General features: G+C 65.5%; 19 protein-coding genes. 11 read left to right on the top strand and 8 right to left on the bottom strand.

From position 1 onward, the window contains the following. Positions 1-57 precede the first annotated feature (57 nt). Complete coding sequence (locus VXJ37_RS04525; protein WP_331321874.1) at positions 58-1,113, top strand: LacI family DNA-binding transcriptional regulator; 1,056 nt, start codon at positions 58-60, stop codon at positions 1,111-1,113. Here VXJ37_RS04525 and VXJ37_RS04520 read toward each other — a convergent pair. Beyond that, entirely contained in the window at positions 1,110-2,555 is a 1,446-nt protein-coding gene (locus VXJ37_RS04520; RefSeq protein ID WP_331321873.1) for a PucR family transcriptional regulator, read from the bottom strand. The two genes, VXJ37_RS04525 and VXJ37_RS04520, sit on opposite strands and share 4 nt — an antisense overlap. A gap of 100 nt (positions 2,556-2,655) precedes the next feature. On the opposite strand from VXJ37_RS04520, the gene pxpA reads away from it, so the two are divergent. From pxpA to VXJ37_RS04490, 6 genes are all read left to right on the top strand, one after another. Continuing rightward, entirely contained in the window at positions 2,656-3,420 is a 765-nt protein-coding gene (pxpA, locus tag VXJ37_RS04515; RefSeq protein WP_331321872.1) for a 5-oxoprolinase subunit PxpA, read from the top strand. Between the two features lie 13 nt (positions 3,421-3,433). Beyond that, a complete protein-coding gene (locus VXJ37_RS04510) occupies positions 3,434-3,673 on the top strand; it encodes an acetyl-CoA carboxylase (protein ID WP_018770516.1) in 240 nt (79 codons plus the stop codon). A 9-nt stretch (positions 3,674-3,682) separates the two neighbouring features. Further along, positions 3,683-5,032, top strand: coding sequence for an acetyl-CoA carboxylase biotin carboxylase subunit (locus VXJ37_RS04505; protein ID WP_331321871.1), 1,350 nt, complete (start codon positions 3,683-3,685; stop codon positions 5,030-5,032). Next, positions 5,029-5,934: a 5-oxoprolinase subunit B family protein gene (locus VXJ37_RS04500; protein WP_331321870.1), complete on the top strand. Its 906-nt coding sequence runs from the start codon at positions 5,029-5,031 to the stop codon at positions 5,932-5,934. The genes VXJ37_RS04505 and VXJ37_RS04500 overlap by 4 nt, the downstream gene beginning before the upstream one ends. Beyond that, a complete protein-coding gene (locus tag VXJ37_RS04495; RefSeq protein WP_331321869.1) occupies positions 5,924-6,910 on the top strand; it encodes a biotin-dependent carboxyltransferase family protein in 987 nt (328 codons plus the stop codon). The genes VXJ37_RS04500 and VXJ37_RS04495 overlap by 11 nt, the downstream gene beginning before the upstream one ends. Before the next feature lie 154 nt (positions 6,911-7,064). Further along, positions 7,065-7,994, top strand: coding sequence for an NADP-dependent oxidoreductase (locus VXJ37_RS04490; RefSeq protein WP_331321868.1), 930 nt, complete (start codon positions 7,065-7,067; stop codon positions 7,992-7,994). Between the two features lie 511 nt (positions 7,995-8,505). On the opposite strand, the gene VXJ37_RS04485 is transcribed toward VXJ37_RS04490, so the two are convergent. Continuing rightward, positions 8,506-8,826, bottom strand: coding sequence for a GYD domain-containing protein (locus VXJ37_RS04485; protein WP_331321867.1), 321 nt, complete (start codon positions 8,824-8,826; stop codon positions 8,506-8,508). A 275-nt stretch (positions 8,827-9,101) separates the two neighbouring features. On the opposite strand from VXJ37_RS04485, the gene VXJ37_RS04480 reads away from it, so the two are divergent. Next, positions 9,102-9,569, top strand: coding sequence for a hypothetical protein (locus VXJ37_RS04480; RefSeq protein WP_331321866.1), 468 nt, complete (start codon positions 9,102-9,104; stop codon positions 9,567-9,569). 120 nt (positions 9,570-9,689) lie between these two features. Beyond that, a complete protein-coding gene (locus VXJ37_RS04475) occupies positions 9,690-10,292 on the top strand; it encodes a TMEM175 family protein (RefSeq protein WP_331321865.1) in 603 nt (200 codons plus the stop codon). An 87-nt stretch (positions 10,293-10,379) separates the two neighbouring features. On the opposite strand, the gene VXJ37_RS04470 is transcribed toward VXJ37_RS04475, so the two are convergent. Continuing rightward, positions 10,380-10,646, bottom strand: coding sequence for a hypothetical protein (locus VXJ37_RS04470; protein ID WP_331321864.1), 267 nt, complete (start codon positions 10,644-10,646; stop codon positions 10,380-10,382). 144 nt (positions 10,647-10,790) lie between these two features. On the opposite strand from VXJ37_RS04470, the gene VXJ37_RS04465 reads away from it, so the two are divergent. Continuing rightward, positions 10,791-11,561: a YoaK family protein gene (locus VXJ37_RS04465; RefSeq protein ID WP_331321863.1), complete on the top strand. Its 771-nt coding sequence runs from the start codon at positions 10,791-10,793 to the stop codon at positions 11,559-11,561. 14 nt (positions 11,562-11,575) lie between these two features. Here the strand turns inward: VXJ37_RS04465 and VXJ37_RS04460 are convergent, their stop codons facing one another. Beyond that, positions 11,576-12,424, bottom strand: a complete 849-nt coding sequence (locus VXJ37_RS04460) for a GmrSD restriction endonuclease domain-containing protein (RefSeq protein WP_331321862.1) — start codon at positions 12,422-12,424, stop codon at positions 11,576-11,578. Positions 12,425-12,608: 184 nt separating this feature from the next. Between VXJ37_RS04460 and VXJ37_RS04455 the strand changes: the two genes are divergently transcribed. After that, positions 12,609-13,277 (top strand): hypothetical protein, encoded by a 669-nt coding sequence (locus VXJ37_RS04455; protein WP_331321861.1) that lies wholly within the window; start codon positions 12,609-12,611, stop codon positions 13,275-13,277. 78 nt (positions 13,278-13,355) lie between these two features. Here VXJ37_RS04455 and VXJ37_RS04450 read toward each other — a convergent pair whose 3' ends face one another. The 4 genes from VXJ37_RS04450 to VXJ37_RS04435 form a co-directional block, all read right to left on the bottom strand. Then, complete coding sequence (locus VXJ37_RS04450) at positions 13,356-14,555, bottom strand: alkaline phosphatase family protein (RefSeq protein ID WP_331321860.1); 1,200 nt, start codon at positions 14,553-14,555, stop codon at positions 13,356-13,358. Between the two features lie 132 nt (positions 14,556-14,687). Continuing rightward, positions 14,688-16,748 carry a phosphocholine-specific phospholipase C gene (locus tag VXJ37_RS04445; RefSeq protein WP_331321859.1) on the bottom strand — a complete coding sequence of 687 codons (2,061 nt, stop codon included), beginning with the start codon at positions 16,746-16,748 and terminating at the stop codon, positions 14,688-14,690. Between the two features lie 179 nt (positions 16,749-16,927). Continuing rightward, positions 16,928-17,956 (bottom strand): TerC family protein, encoded by a 1,029-nt coding sequence (locus VXJ37_RS04440; protein ID WP_331321858.1) that lies wholly within the window; start codon positions 17,954-17,956, stop codon positions 16,928-16,930. Between the two features lie 220 nt (positions 17,957-18,176). Further along, positions 18,177-19,046, bottom strand: a complete 870-nt coding sequence (locus VXJ37_RS04435; RefSeq protein WP_331321857.1) for a DUF1295 domain-containing protein — start codon at positions 19,044-19,046, stop codon at positions 18,177-18,179. Positions 19,047-19,115 lie beyond the last annotated feature (69 nt).

Genomic DNA, 19,115 nt, shown 5'->3' with positions numbered 1-19,115 from the left:
GACGAGGCCCACGCGGCAAACCTGGGCTACAGTGACCCGCGGGGGCAGGAGAGGGACATGAAAGAAAACACCGACGGCGGCAGGAAAGTTACGCTGAAGGACTTGGCGCGGGAGCTGGGCGTCCACCCCTCCACGGTCTCCAGGGTCCTGCATTCCGGGACCGACGTGGCCAAGGGAGCGGCTTCGGCCGCCACCGCCGAGCGCGTCCGTGACCTGGCCCGCAAGCTCGGCTACTCCCCCGATCCGCAAGCGGCCAGCCTCCGCACCCGGCGGACCAAACTGCTCGGCGTCATCGTCCCCAGGCTTTCGGACCTGGTCCTGGCCATCATGTACGAGGGCATCGACGAGGCCTCAGCGGAGGTGGGGTACTCCGCTTTCGTGATGAACTCCCGCGATGATCCCGAAGAACAGCGGCGGAAGATCGACCTCATGCTGGCCCGCCGGGTGGACGGCCTGATCATTGGTGACGCCCACCTGGACGGCGGCCTCCTGCAGGAGCTGACCGACCGGAAGGTGCCGTTCGTGCTGATGAACCGCCGGGTGCCCGGCTACCCGTCAGCCACCTGCGACGACGTCGTCGGGGGTGAACTCGTGGCCAGCCATCTGTGGGACATGGGCCACCGGCACGTTGCGGTGATAGCCGGCGAGCCCTACGCAAGCACCGCCGTCGACCGCACCGCCGGCTTCGTGGACCGCTGGCGGTCCCTGGGCGGCACCATCTCCGATGACGACGTGGTCTGGTCCAGATTCGACACCGCCGGCGGCCGCGATGCCGGGGACAAGATCCTCGCCAGCGCCGGCCCGCGGCCCACCGCTATCTTTGCCGTGAACGATTTCGCCGCGATCGGAGCGATGGGAGCCCTCCGCTCCCACGGCCTCACAGTGGGACAGGACGTGGCTGTTGTGGGCTACAACGACACCTCACTGGCCGCGGAACTCCCCATTCCGCTGACCTCGGTCCACTCCCCCATGGCGGACATCGGACGCACTGCAGTGGACCTCATTCAAGCCGTACTCAGGGGTGAAAAACCTGAACCCGCACGCCTGAAGCCCACACTGTTCGTCCGGGAAAGCAGCGCTGCCAGGGCACCTGTGGAACTCGCCGCCAACTAGGTCCGGGAGGCAACGATCCGCAGGGCCAGAAGACAGGTTGCACGCACCTCGCCGTCGTCCAAATCGACCCGCAGCAACTCCTCAATCTTGCGCAGCCTGTACGTAAGGGTGTTGCGGTGGATGAAGAGCTCCCTGCAGGCCTCGCGGGTATTCCCGCTGTGGCGCAGGTAAACCTCAAGCGTGTCCCGCAAGGCCGAGCCGCCGTCGGACATTAACGGGGCCAGGAGCCGCTGCGACATCGCCACCAGCCCGGCTCCGGGCAGGCCCTCCACCACGCCGGCCAGGTCTGCAACCGGCCCCTGATGAAGGCCCGGTTCGCCAACCCGGCGGCGTGCAAGCTGCAGCACCAGCGGCAATTCCTCCAAGGTGGCGCACTCGGAGACGACGGCGGACAGTTCCGCCGCGCCCTGGAAGGACTTGCGGACAGCTTCCATCAGTTCCATCCCTGCCTCCCCGCGCTGCACCAGCACGGTGGTGAGCCCGGCCTCCTCCATGAACCGCACGGTCCTGAATTCAGCCTGGAGGCCTACCCGCACCCGCCATGCGATGGTCCTCAGCTTGACCGGAGCAGCCTCCCCTGCCAGGCCGAGCAGTACCAGCCCCCACTCCCCGTCAGGCTCGAATCCGGCCTCGGCGGCGTAGCGGTGCAGGACCGGCGACGGCGTCCCCCTGGCCTCGTACAGCGCCTCCATGAACCGTGCGGCTTCCCGCGAATGCAGGGGTGACCGGGATCCAAGGGTGTAGCTCAGCTGCATGGCTATGACCGCAGCTACCGGCCCCAACAGCGGCTGCAGCACCAGGCTGCTCTTGATTCCCTCGATCGCAAGCCTGAACCGGAGGGTGCCCCCGCTGGGCAGGCTCAAAGTGGTCCGGGCCGTTCCGCCCCCGGCTGTTCCCGCGGAGATCAGTTCAAAGCCATTGTGGTCAAGGACCGCCACCCGCGCCCGTATCTCAGTGGCCACCCGCTCCAGCACCTGGGCCAGCGAGTGGCCACCTGCCGCCAGGCGCGTGCACTCATCGGCCAAATCCCAGCCGGCGCGCAGTTCGGCGTAGCGCTCAGCCGCGATGAGCTGGTCAACGTGCCTCATGACCTGGATGAACGGCACCTCCGGAGGCAGTTCAAGCAGCGGAAGGCCATGCGCCTCACAGGCCTTCACCAGGCCTGCCGGCAGTTCGCGGTGCGCTGCACCCAGCCCGAAAACCAGGCCTGACACCGGCACGGACATCAGCCGCTCAACGTAGGCATCCCAGATGCGGTAGTCCTTCACGTTGAGGCCCATGCCGTTGGTGAGCAGCAGCGCATTGACGGTCAGGAATGGCGTGGGGTCCATGTGCTCGGTGGGCGCACACCAGGCGATAGGCCGGGTGAGACGGCCTGGACCGCCGGGCACGGCAAGCCGAATGTGCAGCGCGGAGTCCGCGACAAGATCAGCAACGCGCATGGCAACACCTCCCTATTAGTGCAAAAAGCATAATCCGAGTGCTCACATTCGGCGATCCGCCCAATTCCGACGGAGTCGTCGCCTCGGTACCGTTGCCTGCATGCAAAACACTGTGACGGAAACCACGCCTGCCCAGGTGCTCCTGAATTCGGACATGGGTGAAGGCTTCGGATTGCACGAATTCGGCAATGACGCCGCCTTGATGGAAATCATCGACGTCGCGAACGTCGCCTGCGGCTACCACGCCGGGGACCCCGACGTCATGAACCGGACGGTGGCCCTGGCCGCGGAACATGGCGTGGCCGTGGGAGCCCATCCCGGTCTCCCCGATCCCATGGGTTTCGGCCGCCGCCGCATGGTCCTCACCCCGGAGGAGGTTGAATCCATCATTCTGTACCAGACGGGGGCCCTGACTGCTTTCCTCGCGAAGAACGGGCTGTCCCTCAACCACATCAAACCACACGGCGCCCTCTACGGCATGCTCGCCGGAGACGAAGACCTCATGCAGGCAGCCGCCGGAACCGCAAAACAATTCGGGGTCCCCTTCTACGGCCTGGCCGGCACCGCCCACGAGTCCGTATGCCGCGCCATGGAGGTGGAGTTCGTTGCGGAACTCTACGTGGACCTCAATTACGGCCCCGCCGGAGAACTCCTCATCCAGCGCCGGCCCGCACCCACCGACCCGGCCGCGGCCGCAGAACGTGTCATCCGGGCCGTGGCTGGTGAGCCCGTGTCCGCCGTCGACGGCACTCCCCTGAACATCGCGTTCCAGAGCATCTGCGTCCATTCCGATGCTCCCAACGCCGTGGCCGTCGCCTCGGCTGTGCGCAAGGCACTCGATTCATCCCCATCCACCCACTCCTGAAAGCGAGCAGCACATGGCCACGATCGTTTCACCCCTTCCCGGAGTCTTCTACCGCAAGCCCGGCCCGGGCAAACCCCCTTTCGCCAACGAAGGCGACACCATCGAAGTCGGCCAGACTATCGGCATCGTGGAGATCATGAAGCAGTTCACCGAGATCCAGTCCGACGTCGCCGGCACCCTTGAATCCTTCGAAGTCAACGAAGGTGACATGGTCAACCCGGGCGACTCCATCGTCGTCATCCGCGAAGGATAAAGGCAGCCCATGAAACTGTTCATCGCAAACCGCGGCGAGATTGCCGTACGCATCGCCAGAACCGCCCGCGACATGGGCATCGAGACAGTGCTGGGGGTTAGCGAGCCCGACGCGGAGTCGCTGGCAGCCAAGTCAGCCGACCACTACGTCGTGGTTGGCCCGGCCCAGGCAGCGGCCAGCTACCTGAACCAGGACGCCCTTGTGGCCGCGGCCCGAGAGCAGGGATGCGACGCCGTGCACCCGGGCTACGGTTTCCTCTCGGAGAATGCCGACTTCGCCCGGAAAGTGGCGGAAGCGGGCCTGACCTGGGTGGGGCCGAACGCCGACACCATCGCCATGATGGGTAATAAGTCGCTGGCCCGGGAGGCTGCAGCCAAGGCCGGAGTCCCCGTGCTCCGGGGATCGGACGGCCCCCTGGACCCGGAGGCGGACGCCGTAGAGATTGCACGCGGCATCGGATACCCGCTGGTGGTGAAGGCTTCCGCCGGTGGCGGCGGCCGGGGCATCCGCTTCGTGCACGAGGAAAGCGAGCTCCTGGAAACCATCGAAATGGCCCGCGGCGAGGCCGCTGCCGTCTTCGGCGACGCCACGGTCTACCTGGAACGCTTTGTGGAGCATGCGCGCCATGTTGAGGTGCAGGTCCTCGGCGACGGAACCAACTTCATCCACCTGGGCGACCGCGATTGCTCCATGCAGCGCCGTTCCCAGAAAGTGCTGGAGGAAGCCCCCGCCCCCAATCTTCCTGAAGCCGTCCGCAACACCATCCGCGAATCATCCGTGGCTCTCGCCCGCCAGTGCGGATACCACGGCGCGGGAACCGTGGAGTTCCTGTACGACCCCGCTGGCCACGAGGCGGCATTCATTGAAATGAACACCCGCATCCAGGTGGAGCACCCGATCACCGAGCAGATCACCGGCGTGGACCTGGTCCGGGAGCAGCTGCTGATCGCCTCCACTGGGTCGATGTCCATTTCGCAGGAGGATGTGCAGTTCAGCGGCCATGCCATTGAATGCCGAATCAATGCAGAAGACCCGAACCACCACTTTTTCCCCAGCCCGGGGACCATCGAGTCTCTTGAGTGGCCCTCCGGCAAGGGAATCCGCGTGGACACCGGGGTGGAGGCAGGCTCTGTGGTGAGCCCGTACTACGACTCCCTCCTGGCCAAGCTGGTCGTCCACGCCGCCGACAGGGATGCCGCCATTGCGGCCACCTTGGCTGCTTTGGAGTCGACGCACATTGAGGGAATCAAGACCACCGTCCCCGTCCATCTGGCCCTACTGGCGCGGCCCGAATTCGCCGAGGTCAGCCACCACTCCAAGTTCATCGAAACCGCAGCCGATCTGTTGGGGGCAAAATGACTACCGAAGCAGCAGCCCTCCCGGGCGCCCGTTATACCTGGGGCGGCGATGAGTTCCTGTTCGTCGAAGTCTCCGAGGCGATGAGCCTGCCGGCAAACTTCAAAGTCATGTCCATCGCCGGAAGGCTTTCCGAGGCCCGGCTCCCGGGAATCGTGGACATCTGCCCCGCCAACGCATCCCTGCTGGTGCGCTTCGATCCAGACGTCCTGCCCCCTGACCAGCTGGAAACGGCCGTGCGTGACATCGAGCGCGATCTGACGTCCCATCAGGAAAAGGCGCTCGAAACCCGGATCATTGAAGTTCCGGTCTGGTACGAGGACCCTTTCACCGCCGAGGTGGCACAGCGGTTCCGCGAAGGTTTCCACCAGGAGCCTGAAGGCAGCGACATCGATTACGCGGCGAAGGTCAACCATCTCAAGGACGCCGCGGAGTTCATCCAACGGCATCACGAACAGCCGTGGCTCGTATCCATGGTCGGGTTCGTTGCCGGGCTGCCGTTCCTGTTCCAGCTGGTGGACCGCGAGAAGCAGCTGGAGGTCCCAAAGTACCTGAGCCCACGTACCGACACCCCCAAACTGACCGTGGGGCACGGAGGATGCTTCGGCTGTATCTATTCCGTCCGCGGCGCCGGCGGGTACCAGATGTTCGGCGTGGCCGCCGCCCCCATCTTCGATCCCGGCCAGGAACTGGCTGACTTCAAGGATTTCATGGTGTTCTTCCGCCCCGGCGACATCGTGAAGTTCAGGCCGGTCACGGAGGCGGAATACAACTCAATCCAGGACGAGATTTCCGCCGGCACCTTCCGCTACCGGCAGGCGCCCGTGACCTTCGAGCTTTCCAGGGCACTGGCCGACCCAGAAGGCTACAACCGTGAACTCATGGAGGCCCTCAATGGCATTTGAAATTGGAAACCCGGGCCTGGCCACCACAGTCCAGGACCAGGGGCGCACGGGCCACTACAACGTGGGTATCCCGCAGAGCGGTTCCATGGACCAGTACTCCGCTGAGCTGGGAAACGCCTTGGTGGGAAACACAGCACGGGAAGCGGTGCTTGAGTGCACCTACCTTGGCCCCGTGCTGACTACCGACAGTGACGCAGTCATCGCCGTCACGGGCGCGCCGGTTGAGGTGAAGATTAATGGTGAGTCGCGGCCGCAGTGGGCCCGCCTGCAGCTGAAAGCCGGCGACCAGCTCTCCTTCGGTGTGATCCGGGGCGGCACCCGGTACTACATCGCGGTCCAGGGCGGCATCGATGTACCGGAGGTGCTGGGCAGCCGGTCTACGTACAGCCTGGGCGCGATCGGCGGGTTCAAGGGCCGGAAGCTTGAGGCGGGTGATGTGGTCCCCGTCGGCGCTCCTTTGAACAGCGGAAGGCTGCCCCAGGCCGAGAGCGTTCCGGAGGAGTTCCGGCCTGTTTTCGCAAAAGAGCAGGAGGTCCGGATTGTGCTGGGGTTGTACGACCACCGCCTCACTGACGAAGGCCTGGGGAATCTCCTCAATGAAGAGTGGAAGGTGACGCCCGTGGCCGACCGGATGGGCCTGCGTTACTCCGGCCCAGGCGTGAAATGGAAGGAGCGGGAACAGCCTTTCGGCGCCGGCTCCGACCCCTCCAACATCGTGGACGCAGGGTACGCAGTGGGATCCATCCAGATTCCCGGCGGAACCCAGCCGATTATCCTGCACCGCGATGCCGTTTCAGGTGGCGGCTATGCGATGGTGGGCACCGTGATCAGCGCCGACATGGACCTGGTCGCCCGCGCGGCACCCGGGACGGCAACCAGGTTTGTGGCCGTCAGTCTGGCCGACGCCTTGGAAGCGCGCCGGGACCTCGCCGAACGCCGGAACAAAGCATGGGCGGCACTTGGCGCCACCCGCTGAACCATGCAGGTGGCCCCCGGTTCAAATTGACGTGGCCCTGAAATGAGAGGCAGGCCGGCGCCTATAAAGGCGTCGGCCTGCGCGCTCCCGTGCGATACGCCACTTCGCGGCCAAAATCGGAATAGCCAGCCGAAGCCCACTGGTTGTGCCAGGCATGAAGGCAATCACTTACAGCGAATACGGAAACCCTGACGTCCTCGAATACGGCGACCAGCCCATGCCGAAGGTCGGACCCGGAACGGTCCTGGTCAAGGTCAAGGCAGCCGCAGTGAACCCGGTGGACTGGAAGATCATGGCCGGCGGACTGGATGCCGTCATGGACCTGCAGTTCCCCGCAATCCCCGGCTGGGATGTGGCAGGGGTTGTGGAGTCGGTGGGAATCGATGCCCCTCAGTTCCAGCCTGGCGACGAGGTCATCGCCTACGGCCGCAAGGACTACGTCCAGGGGGGCAGCTTTGCCGAATACATCGCGCTGCCGGAGCGGCTCCTGGCCCGGAAGCCCGCCTCGCTCGGGTGGAACGAATCGGCCGGCCTGCCGCTGGCCGGCCTCACCGCCTACCAGGTGCTCAACCGGCTCGGTCTGAAGGCTGGCGAAACCGTCCTGATCCACGGCGGTTCCGGCGGCGTGGGTTCGCTCGGCATCCAGATCGCCATGGCCATGGGCGCCAGCGTCATCGCTACCGCTTCTGAAAAGAACCACGATTTCCTCCGCTCCCTGGGCGCCGAGCCGGTCGCCTACGGGGACGGGCTGGCAGACCGCGTACGCGCGCTGCGCCCGGACGGAGTGGAGGTCGTTGCCGACTTCGTCGGCGGAAACCTCCAAGCCACCCTTGCCGTGCTGGCCGACGGCGGCCGGCACGCCTCCATTGCCGACAGCGAAGTGGAAGAGCACGGCGGCACCTGGATGTGGGTCAACCCCGTCGCAGCCGACCTGCAGGCACTCGCCGATCTGGTGGACAGCCGGAAGCTCCGCGTGGAGGTTGCCGAGGTCTTCCCGCTGGAGAAGGCCGCCGCGGCATTCCGGTCCAACATGGAGGGCCACACCCGCGGCAAGATCGTGATTGCCGTGGACCAGGCTTCCTGATCCCGGAATTAACCAACGAAGGCTCCGTCCCAAGGGACGGAGCCTTCGTCTTGGGCCCGTAGCCGGGAAGCCTTTCGCCGGGATCCTGCTGGGCAGTCCGCGCACCCCGTTCCCTCAAGATTGAGGCAATTTATCCCGCCGGTGGACAAAAGTCCTTCCCGGATTGCGCCCCGCCTTCCTAAGGTGGCCACACAAGCCTCACCAGGGAGACATCTTGAACATAGAGGATGCATCTAAAGCCGACAGTCGCAATGAGACCAGCGCGGGCGAACCCGCAACCGAGGCACCGCCGAAGGTGTGCCGGCCCGTTCCTGCTCCACCAAGCAAACGACCCTCTGCCTTCCAGCCCGCGTCCTCCAAGGCCAGCCGCCGCCAGCATGAAGTGCAGCGGCTTATTCACGATCTCGCCCTCCTTGCCGCCCGGCAGTGTCCGCAGTAATCCGGACCAAAGCCAGTGGGCCGCCGTCGTAATTCACGACGACGGCCCGGCTGGTAAAGGCGGCCGCCTCCCCTACTGCCCCGGCGCCCGGTATGAGGGGGTCTTCTTCACGGCTTCGTCCAGGTCTTCCACGCTGAGCAGTGGCTTCAGCCGGACGTTGACGTTTCCCGTCGAGTTGATCAGCAGCGACAGTGCTGCGGCACTTGCATCGTCCGGTGCATCGCAGACGCCAATGACGTCGTAGTACCCAAAGGCGTAATAGAAGCTGTCCAGCGTCCCGCCGACGGACTTGACGGCTTCCGCCACCTGGTCCCGCCGGGCGGTGCCGCCCTCCTCCATGAGCCCCTTAATGCCCTGGCCCACGTACGTTGCTTCAAACAGATACTTCGGCATGATGTTTCCTTCCCTGGATCGCCAACACGTGTTCCGCGGCCATCGGAAAGGCACGCAAGGATTCCGGGCAAATCTGCAGCAGGACGGCGTCCACCGAATCCTCCTCGCCTGGCTCCATGGCCGTGCAGGAGCGGCCCAGATCCGGCCCCTTATTTCGTGGAAACGGGGTACATGGCCCCGCTACCGCAGAGGCTATTCCTCGGGCTCGCGGCCGTCAATAAGCCGGGAAATGGCGCCGCGTAGGAAGAGGCGGGGGAAGGGCGCATAGTTAGACAATGACAGGTCCATACACCCGCGGCGATTCGTTCAGCAGCGAAGCGTCGCGGAAACACATCAGGCAAGCGCTCGCCGACTCCGGGGCCACAGACGTCATCTTCAGCCAAAGGGGGAACCTGGGCGCCGTTGCCTTCCGGGGCGGCGGACGGCAGTTCCGGATTGTCATGCCACTGCTGCAGTCTGAAGGGGCATTCGCCCTCCGCGGGGATGTTGCGGACGGCCGGCTCCACGAAGCCCACGCAAAAAACCTCGAACGCGCCAACCGCAAGTCCTGGCACGCGCTGGCCCTGGCCATCGACGGCAAGCTGGGAGCAGCGGCGGCAGGAATTGCCACCCTCGAATCGGAATTCCTGGCGCACGTGGTTCTCCCGGGAAACCGGACGGTGTTGGACCAGCTCGAACCCATTATCGACTCCGCCTACCGGTCCGGCCTGCCGCCGTCGTTCGGCCACCCGGCCGTGCCCTAGGAGCCGTCCGGCACAGCTTTCCCAAAGGTGCCCACCATCGGATGCGCGTGGAGGGCGACGCCGGGACGGTGGCCGTCCTTTGATGCCCTGCCTGCGCGGCTTTGCGTGCATGATATTCGGGTGAACAAGAACCGGCTCGAAGCCTTCAGCGACGGCGTACTGGCCATCATCATCACCATCATGGTGCTGGAACTGCACACTCCCGAGGAACCCACGTGGGCCGGCGTGGCCGCCATCCTGCCCACGCTCTTCACCTACCTCCTGAGCTTCGTGTACGTGGGGATCTACTGGAACAACCACCACCACATGATCCACCTCGCCAGCAGGGTCAACGGTGCCATCCTCTGGGCCAACCTGCACCTGCTGTTCTGGCTGTCCCTGTTCCCGTTCACCACCCGGTGGATGGATGAGTCCGGCTTCATGCAGGTCCCCGTGCTGCTGTACGGGCTCAACCTGCTGTGCGCCGCGATCGCCTACTTCATCCTGGAACGGCGGCTGATCGCGGTGCAGGGCAGGGACGGGGCGCTCGCCCAGGCAGTGGGGCGGGACTGGAAGGGCAAGGCCTCCCCGGTGATCTACCTCATCGGGATCGCCCTCACGTTCCTTCAGCCGCTGCTCGGAATCGCCGTCTTCACCATCGTGGCGCTGATCTGGCTTGTCCCGGACCGCCGCGTGGAACACTTCGTCGCCAGGGCCCACGAAACCGGCACCAGCGCCGGCTAGGCCGCAAACGCGGTTACCGGGCCGCGCCCGCAGACCGCGCCGCCGTCGAACGCCGACGCCGCAACCTGGGGGCTGAGGCCGCTCCGGCTACTCCCCCATGCCCGGGTGCACGGGAACAAAGTCCACCTTGTTGCCGGAGTTGGTCCGGCTTGCCGGGGCGCGGTTGAAGCCCTTCGCGTCGAGGCCGTTCCTGGCGCGGAACTCTGCGACCGCGGCGTCGTAGGCGTTGTTGAGGACCCGGCCGGAGAATTCGCCGGTGCTGCCGTCGTTGAAGGCGATCCGGATGCGGACGCTGGCCGGGTAATGCCGGGTCATGCGGATGAAACCGTCGGCGTCCTGCTGGAGGGTGATCACGGGGTCCTGCTTTCGTTGATGGAAGCCTGGTGGGAAGCAGACTCCAGTGTGCCCCAAATTTGGCGGGGGCAGCGCGCGGAGGATACTGAAAGAACATCCCCGCAAGCAACAACCGCGCAGCCCCAGGCCGCCGAAAGGTACCGCATGCCCGCCCGTTTCCTACCCGCCCATCCGCCCAAGCTGCACCTGGTGCTCATGCTGGCGCTGACGTTCTCCACCGGGGTGCTGGACGCCGTCGGCTATTTGGGCCTGGACAGGGTGTTCACGGCGAACATGACCGGCAACGTGGTCATCCTGGGCATGGCATTGATGGGCGGCGACAACCTTCCCGTCCTCGGCCCCATCGTGGCTCTGGCGGGGTTTATGTCCGGCGCCCTCATTTCGGGACGGACGCTGCGGGTCAGCACCTCCGGCTGGAACCACCGCACCACGGTGCTGTTGGTAGCTGTCAGCAGTGTGATGGCAGTTGTGGCAGCCCTCCTTCTGGGCGGCGTGAACCCCAGAAGCAGCGAAACCCTGACCGTGGCCGTCACCGGCACCCTGGCGGTGGCCATGGGCCTGCAGGCCGCCACCGCCCGGCACCTGAACGTCAAGGACGTTCCCACCGTGGTGGTCACCTCCACGATCACCGGGCTGGCCGCGGATTCACGATTTGGCGCCGGGACGCATCGTTTTTGGGGCCGGCGCCTGGCCGCGGTGGGGCTCATCATGGCCGGCGCGGCAGTGGGCGCCGGGCTGGTGCAGCTCCATATGGGGCTCGGCGTAATGCTGACCGCCCTGCTCACCCTCGCTGTCGCCTTGCTCGGCAGGAGCGCGACGAACCGGGCGTCGCGCGGGCAGGGCTTGCCGGGAGCGACGGCGGCACCGGCCTCAGGCGCAGCCGTCGCAGGCCCCGACGCGGAGGCCGGTCTGTAATTCCTGGCCGTGGCCTATCCCTCGCAGGCCACCCCGTCGCCGTCACCGTCCAGACCGGAGCGGTATCCGGGGCTGCCGGCGTAGAGGGGTGCTGCCCCGGCGGCGGCTACCTCCGTGCAGTTGGCGTAGTAGACGGTGCTGGCAGCGGATGCCGGCTGCACGGTGGTCGGTGCCGGCTGGCCAGGGCAGGTAGCGAGGATGCCGGCGATGGCATCGTGCTCTGCCTGCGTCACCCACAGACTGTACCGCGCCTTCACCGAAACCTGCCGGGCCACGTACTCGCACCGGAAACCCTTGACCGGAGGCAGCCAGGTGGCGGCGTCGCCGTCGCCCTTTTGCTGGTTGGTGGGCCCGTCGGTTGCCTGCAGATTCAGCGGGTCGTTGGCGAAGGCCGTCCGTTGCTCCGTGGTCAGCTGCTGGGCGCCCTTCTGCCAGGCGTCGCTCAGCGCCACCACATGGTCGATCTGCACGGCGCTGCTGGTGGTGGTGCCGCGGACGAAGTCGATGACGGTGCCTGTGTAGGGGTCCGCGAGCACACCGGTCTTAACCGTGCACGGGACGCTGTTCACGTAGGTGATGTCCGTCAGGTCCCGGTTGAGGATGTCGTTCCGGGTGTCGCAGCCGTTCTGGTCCACATCCGCCCACGTGGGTCCGAACAGCGAGCGCTCGTACCCGGTCTTGGGTGCCCGGCCCTTGACAGGCAGGGTTTCCAGCAGGTCAGCGGCCTGGACTGTTGCCGTCGTGGTGGTGCTGTCGGCGGCGAAGGCCGGGAGGTTGGCGCCGAAGAGCGCCAGCAATACAGACAGGACGACGGCGGCCGCCCAGCGGGTGCCGGGCGCAGGCGTTGTTACGGGCAAGGACATGCAGTTTCCCCCGGTTTATGCATGAAGTGTTTGGTGCGTCAGCCCCCCATGATGCTGACGCCATGGAAAGCCTAGCCGCGGCGCTTTCCACAAAATGCCGGCTTGGGGCAATCCTTCCCCACTCCTGCGCGAATCCTGCGGCCCAGGCCGATTACGGCGAGAATCAGGCCCCGATAATGGACCGGTGGTCACCATTTTCAAAATTCTTCACAACATCCTGTTTTTTGCGGGCTATCTCGCAATACTTGTGCTCGCCATGGTTATCGGCCAATTCGGCCGAAAGGATGTGGAACTGGCAATCTTTGCAGTTGCCGCGTCTCTGTATCTGGCCCTCATGATTGTTCAATCAATGGTGAACCGCAGGAACAAGAGGATCAGGCTCATGCAGGAGACATCAGCGGCCGCCGCCAACCTCCCGGGAAAATTCCATAGCCTGCAGGCCTCTGCGTCCTACCACCACGACGCCCAAACGGTCTGGTCCTTGATCCGCCCGGCTGAAAGCGCCACGTTCCTCTCGGACGCACAGCGCGCATTCACCGTTCCAGGTACACCTCGGGGTGTAGGCGAGCAACAGTGCTTCATCGGGCGGGACGGATCGGCATCCATTATTGAAGTCATTGGTGAGGAAGGCCCTTGGTGGGCGACAACGCGTCCTATTGCCCGGAACGGCAATAACCGGCGCACCACGTATCGGCTTGAACCGACTGCTACGGGATGCACGCTGACTGTGGGGGCTGTTATTGAACTTGCCGCGAATAGTGCCTTCGCCTCCGACCCTAACCAGTGGTGGGAAAGCCATATCCGGCCGTATCTGGACCGAATTGGGGAAGTCCTCTCAGCCCGCCAAAATTGACCTCGCCATTGTCTGCTAGCTAAAAGCACGAGCGGCGGCACCCAAGCCGGGTGCCGCCGTCGTGAACTCTCATAGTGGCTAGGGGCGGAAGAGGTTCTCGAAGGTGCCCGATGTGGTGGGTGAGCAGGTGTTGGCCAGGCAGCCAAGGTGCCACATGTGCTCGATGGTGGACAGCAGGGTGTAGTGGTCCGAAAGCTGGTCCGTTGTCTTGTGCGGACCCGCCGCGGAGTTGATGACGATGGCGGGTGCATGGCCGCCGCCCAGTACTGCGCCGTTCTGGCCCACCGGGCTGCCCGGGCCGCCATCAGATCCGGAGTAGTCGTTCTCGTCCCAGGCCAGGACGATGCTGGACTTGGTGGTCTTCCAGGTTGGGGAGTCCATGATCTGCTGGACGGTCTGCTTCACGTAGTTGTCGCCGAGCTGGATGGCTCCGTGGTCCAGGCCGGAGTCAGGGAACCCGCACTGGGGAATCCCCACAAGCGCCGCGCCCGACGGCGAGACGCCGTGCATGTCGTGGCACTGGTTGGGGCTGATCCACGTGAAGTTAGGCACGTTGCCGCTGGACAGGTCTGCCTTAAGGTTGTTCTCCTGGGGCACGATGTTCTGCAGCCGCGGGCTGCCCGGGTAGTTGATGTCCGAGAAGTACATGAACGGGTTGTGCTTCTGGGCGTAGAGCTTGACCGTTGAGGAGCCGATGGTGGGTGCGTACTCCACCTGGGAACCGGTGCTGGGAAGGCTTTCCATGTAGGCCTTCCAGCTCAGGCCCTTGTCCTCGAGCTGGTCCACGATGTTCCTGCCGGCGAACATGTGCGGGGTGGAAGCGGCGCTGGCGGCCTGCGCCGGGGTCAGGAGCCCGGTGGCCCCGGGGTCGCTGGAGCCGGGGACGAACTCTTCGGGCGCACACGTGACGTCCGCGCCGGCTTTGCAGTCATCCCAGACCCCTTGCGAACTTCCCGAGATGGCGGCCAGGTAGTTGGGCATGCTGGGGTGCGTCACGCCGTGGTAGTTCGTGGCGGTGTTGTACCGCTGGGCCAGGCTGTTGATGTACGGCGCGTCGGCGGTGTTGCCGATGACCTGGTCGTAACCGTGGTTCTCCATCATGATCACGAAAACATGGTCAGGGCCGTTCTCCCCCTGCGCGCCGGCCTGGGCGGCAGCGCCCGGCGTGGCCTGCGCGTCCGCAGGCACAGCAGCGCCGACGGCGGCGAAGCCAGTGATTGCGACGGCGGCAGCCAGCGCCAGGGCGCTTGTCCTCCGGTTCTTAAGTGCATTGGGCATGGCGAAATCCTTTCAATGTGCGGGCGCGACGGAGCGTCCCGGTTTCTCGGGCAGTGCAGCAAGGTGGGGGCGAGTGTGTGGCAGTGGCAGGGCCGAAGACAGCGGGCGGCCCTGCCACCGGTTCCGGCCGGGTTAGCGGCCGAGCTGGGGGTCGCTGGTCAGCGGGCCGCCGTTTTCGAGGCGGCCGGCCAGGACACGGATGAGTTTGGGATCAGCGGCGGAAGTGACGGTGAGGTCGTACCAGCCGCCGGGGGTCGGGATGACGACGGTCTTCGCCTGGCCCGGGTTGAGGGAAAGCGCCTGGGAACCGGAGCCGTACGCGTCCTTCAGGGTGAGGGTTGCACCCGTGGCGCCGGTGTTCTCAATCCGGAACTGCGCGTGCGGTGCCTTGCCGTCAGCGGCGACGGTCGCGCGGATGTCCGCTGCCGCCGTCGTACCTGCTAGGCGCCGGAACCATCCCGCCGGGCCATGCATCTGTACGTCGTATTCGGCGCCCAGCGCCCACGACGCATCCAGGGAGGCCCCTGCGCCGATGGTGTAGGAGTACGGGCCGTCCGGAAGCATGTTTGAGCGGACCTGCACGTGCGCGCCCAAGGTGCCCCGGTTGGTCCACCGGCTGGTGAGCTTGCCTGACGCAACCTTTGTTTCGAGGTCCAGGGCGTAGCCCAGTGGCCGGGACGGCCGGGTGCCTTTCTCCTGTGCGGGCATCGAGTTCGTGGCCGGGGGCGTCGGAATGTAGCTCGGGTGGCGTGCGTGGTCCGCCGGTTTGTAGGCCGAGGTGTCCGGCAGCGCAGGCGCGGCCCCGCCGGCCGTGGAGAAGTCGAACGCGCTCGTGAGGTCGCCGCTGACGGCCCGGCGCCACGGCGTGATGTTAGGTGAGGCCACCCCGAACCTGGTTTCCAGGAACCGGACAATCGAGGTGTGGTCGAACGTCTCGGAGCAGACCCAGCCGCCCATGCTCCATGGGGACAGGACGAGCATGGGCACGCGCACGCCCAGGCCGAAGTGGCCGGGAACGTCCTTGTCGCCGTAGAACGTGGGGGTGCCGTCGTACCATTCACCGGCAGTGGAGACTGTGGAGGCGCCGGGAATCTGCGGGGTGTTGGGGTGCGGCGGGACGATGTGGTCGAAGAAGCCGTCGTTCTCGTCGTACATGAACAGGACGGCTGTCTTGCTCCAGACGTCGGGCGTGGAGGTGAGGATGTCCAGGATGTTGGCCGCGTACCAGGCGCCAAAGTTCGGCGGCCAGTTTGAGTGCTCGGAGTAAGCCTCGGGTGCCACGATGTAGGACACCTGGGGAAGGGACCCCGACTTCACGTCGTCGCGGAAGATGCGGAAGAGGTCATCGCCGGTCTTCGCGGAGGTGCCGGTGCGGGCCTTCTCATACAGCGGGCTCCCGGGCTTGGCGTCCTGGTACTGCTTGAAGTACAGGAGGGAGTTGTCCCCGTAGTTGCCGATGTACGCGTCCTGGGTCCAGCCTTCATAGTGCGCCGGGTCAAGGCCCTCCCCGACGTCCTGGTAGACCTTCCAGCTGACGCCGGCCTTCTCGAGCTCCTCGGGGTACGTGCTCCACCAGTAGCCCTTCTCGCTGTTCCACAGGTCCGGGCCGCCGCCCTTGCGGCCCGGGTCGTCGCCGCCGGCGAACATGAAGTACCGGTTCGGGTCGGTCGGGCCGAGGACTGAGCAGTGGTACTGGTCGCACACCGTGAATGCGTCAGCCAGGGAGAAGTGGAACGGAATGTCCTGGCGGCCGTAGAACGCCATGGTCGCGTCCGTTTTCTCCGGCAGCCATTTGTCGTACTTTCCGTTGTTGAAGGCCTCGTGGGTGAGCTTCCACGAGTGGTCCAGGTCCTCCATGAACTGCATGCCCAGGTTGGGCGCGTCCGGGTGGAACGGCGTAACCTCCCGTGTGGCATTCGCCTGGTGGAACGCGTCCTTGCCTGACGGCAGAACCGCCGGGTGCGGGTCGGAGAACCCCCGCACACCCTTCAGCGTGCCGAAGTAGTGATCGAACGCCCGGTTTTCCTGCATGAAGATCACCACGTGCTCAATGTCCTTGATGGTCCCCGTGGCGCGGTTCGCCGGGATCTCCGCGGCGCGGGCGATGCTCTGGCCGAGCATCTGGGAAATAGCGGTACCGGCCGCACCGGCGGCGGAAAGTTGAAGAAAACGACGGCGGTTGAGACCTGCCATGAGGGAGCTCCTAATGCGTTGACTTTTTGATGTCCCCCGCCGGGAAACTCTGCCAGCGCTTGGTTACGCCACCGTGTACGCGGCCTGAACATGCGGGCGCCTCCTGTCCACCCTCCGTTCCCCTGTCAACGCACTGAGCCGGGTGCCGCCGTCGTGCCTCCTGCAAAGCCGCCCGGCGGCTACCGCAGCGTTCCGGCCGTGGAGTCGGTGTCTTCGCCGGCCGGGACCTCGTCCCCTCCCGTCCCGGGGGCGCTGCGGGTCTTGGCCAGGCTGGCCACCGTGGCCGCCAGGATGGTGGCCCCGATAAATAGCAGGGAGAACCAGATGGGGATCGCCGGCACCCAGAGGAGCGGCTGGCCGCCGTTGATGAAGGACAGCTCGTTGACGTGCAGGGCGTGGAACACCAGCTTCACGCCGATGAAGGCGAGGATGACGGCGAGGCCCTGGGCCAGGTACACCAGGCGTTCCAGCAGTCCCCCGATGAGGAAGAACAGCTGCCGGAGGCCCATCAGGGCGAACGCGTTGGCGGTGAAGACGATGTACGCCTCGCTGGTCAGGCCGTAGATCGCGGGGATCGAGTCGACGGCGAAGACCAGGTCCACGAAACCGATGGCGATGATGGTGAGCAGCATCGGCGTCACGTAGCGCTTGCCGTCCTGCTTCACGGTGAGCCGGTCCCGGTGGTAATCCGGGGTGACCGGCAGGACGCGGCGCACCAGCTTCATGAACCTGCCGTCAGCCGGGTTGGCGTCGTGCCCGCCGAAGGCCTGCCGGTACGCGAGGAACAGCAGCAGCGCGCCGAAGATGTAGAACACCCAGGAGAAGTTCTCGATCAGCGTGGCGCCGATGGCGATGAACCCGCCGCGCAGGATGAGGGCGATGATGATGCCCACCATCAGCACCTTCTGTTGGTACTTCCTGGGGACGGCGAACCCTGACATCACAATGAGGAAGACGAACAGGTTGTCCACGGACAGGGCCTTTTCGGTGAGGTAGCCGGCAAAGTATTCGCCGCCGAAGGTCCAGCCCGAGGACATCCCGATCCCGACGCCGAACAAAAGCGCGAGTCCGATGTAGAACGCCGACCAGCGGGCGGACTCGCCGATGGACGGCTCATGGGGTTTGCGGACGTGTGCGAAGAACTCGTAGACGAAGAACAGGATGGTCACGGCAATGGTGATGATCCAGACGAGCGGGGTGACCTGCATGTGGGTACTCCAAGGGGTAGGCGCTGACATGTACGCCAAGGTCTCCTCCGCCCGGCTGGAAACCGGAGCCGGTGGCCCGGGAGGCATCGCTGCATCCGTATTGACGGGCCACTCACAGTCGGGAGTACTCCCCTTGATGGGTTAAATCGTAACTGAACAACGGGCGACGGCGGCGCCCGGTTCCGGATGCCGCCGTCGTGAATCCCTGCTTGGGAAAGCCCTACTTCAGTTTCGGTACCAGCACCGGAGTGTTCTTCTTGTACGCCTCGTAGTCGGCCTGGCCGCCCCACTTCCGGTCCGCCTTCTTCTCCAGAGGCGGCACGCCGCTGCCCTTGATGAGCAGCAGGGCCACGAACACCGGGGAGACCAGGGCCGCCCACTGCCAGCCCTGCAGCACGGGAAGGGCCATGATGGCAACGCCCACCCACAGGGTGATCTCGCCGAAGTAGTTGGGGTGGCGGGACTTTGACCAGAGCCCGGTGCTGATGAAGCGGTCCTTGTTGGCGGGGTCGTCCTTGAAGCGGGTCTTCTGCAGGTCCGCAACCGTCTCGATGGTGATGCCCGCGGCCCACACCAGCAGGCCCACCCAGAAGAACCCGTCCAGGCCCACCTTCTTGTCCGAGGTGATGGCCACCCACGCCAGCGCGGCGGTCAGCACCACCCACAGGCCCTGGATGGTCCAGGTGTTCAGGAAGCGGAAGAAGTCGCCCTTGAGCTCATCGAAACGGTCGTCCTTGCCGTGCTTGCTGATGCGAAGAAACAGGAAGCTGCCCAGCCGTGCGGCCCACAGCACCACCATCGCCGCCAGCACCATGCCGCGGGCATCGACTCCCGGCGAAGCGAGCACCAGGAACACCGTGATGGAGATGTAGGTCAGGGCGCCGGTGAGGTCATAGAACTTCTCGGTCTGGGCCTTGAAGGACGGGAGGAACACCAGCCACTGGATCACGAAGGCGATGGCCACCCCCAGCGCAAATACCGGGAACCCGCCGATCCTGGCCCCGCCCTGGCTGCCTGCGAGGGCGATGAGGACCGCCACCACCACGGCAATTGCAGTACTGATGAGCGCTTTGCGGCTCTTTTCGTTCACGGACGCATCCCTTTCCCCTGGCCCGCCGCGCGCTGCTGCACGGCAGATCCTGACCGCACCCTTCCGGGT

The sequence above is a fragment of the Pseudarthrobacter phenanthrenivorans genome (genome assembly GCF_036455295.1).
Classification (GTDB): domain Bacteria; phylum Actinomycetota; class Actinomycetes; order Actinomycetales; family Micrococcaceae; genus Arthrobacter; species Arthrobacter phenanthrenivorans_C.
This window is presented reverse-complemented; position numbering and strand designations above follow the sequence as displayed.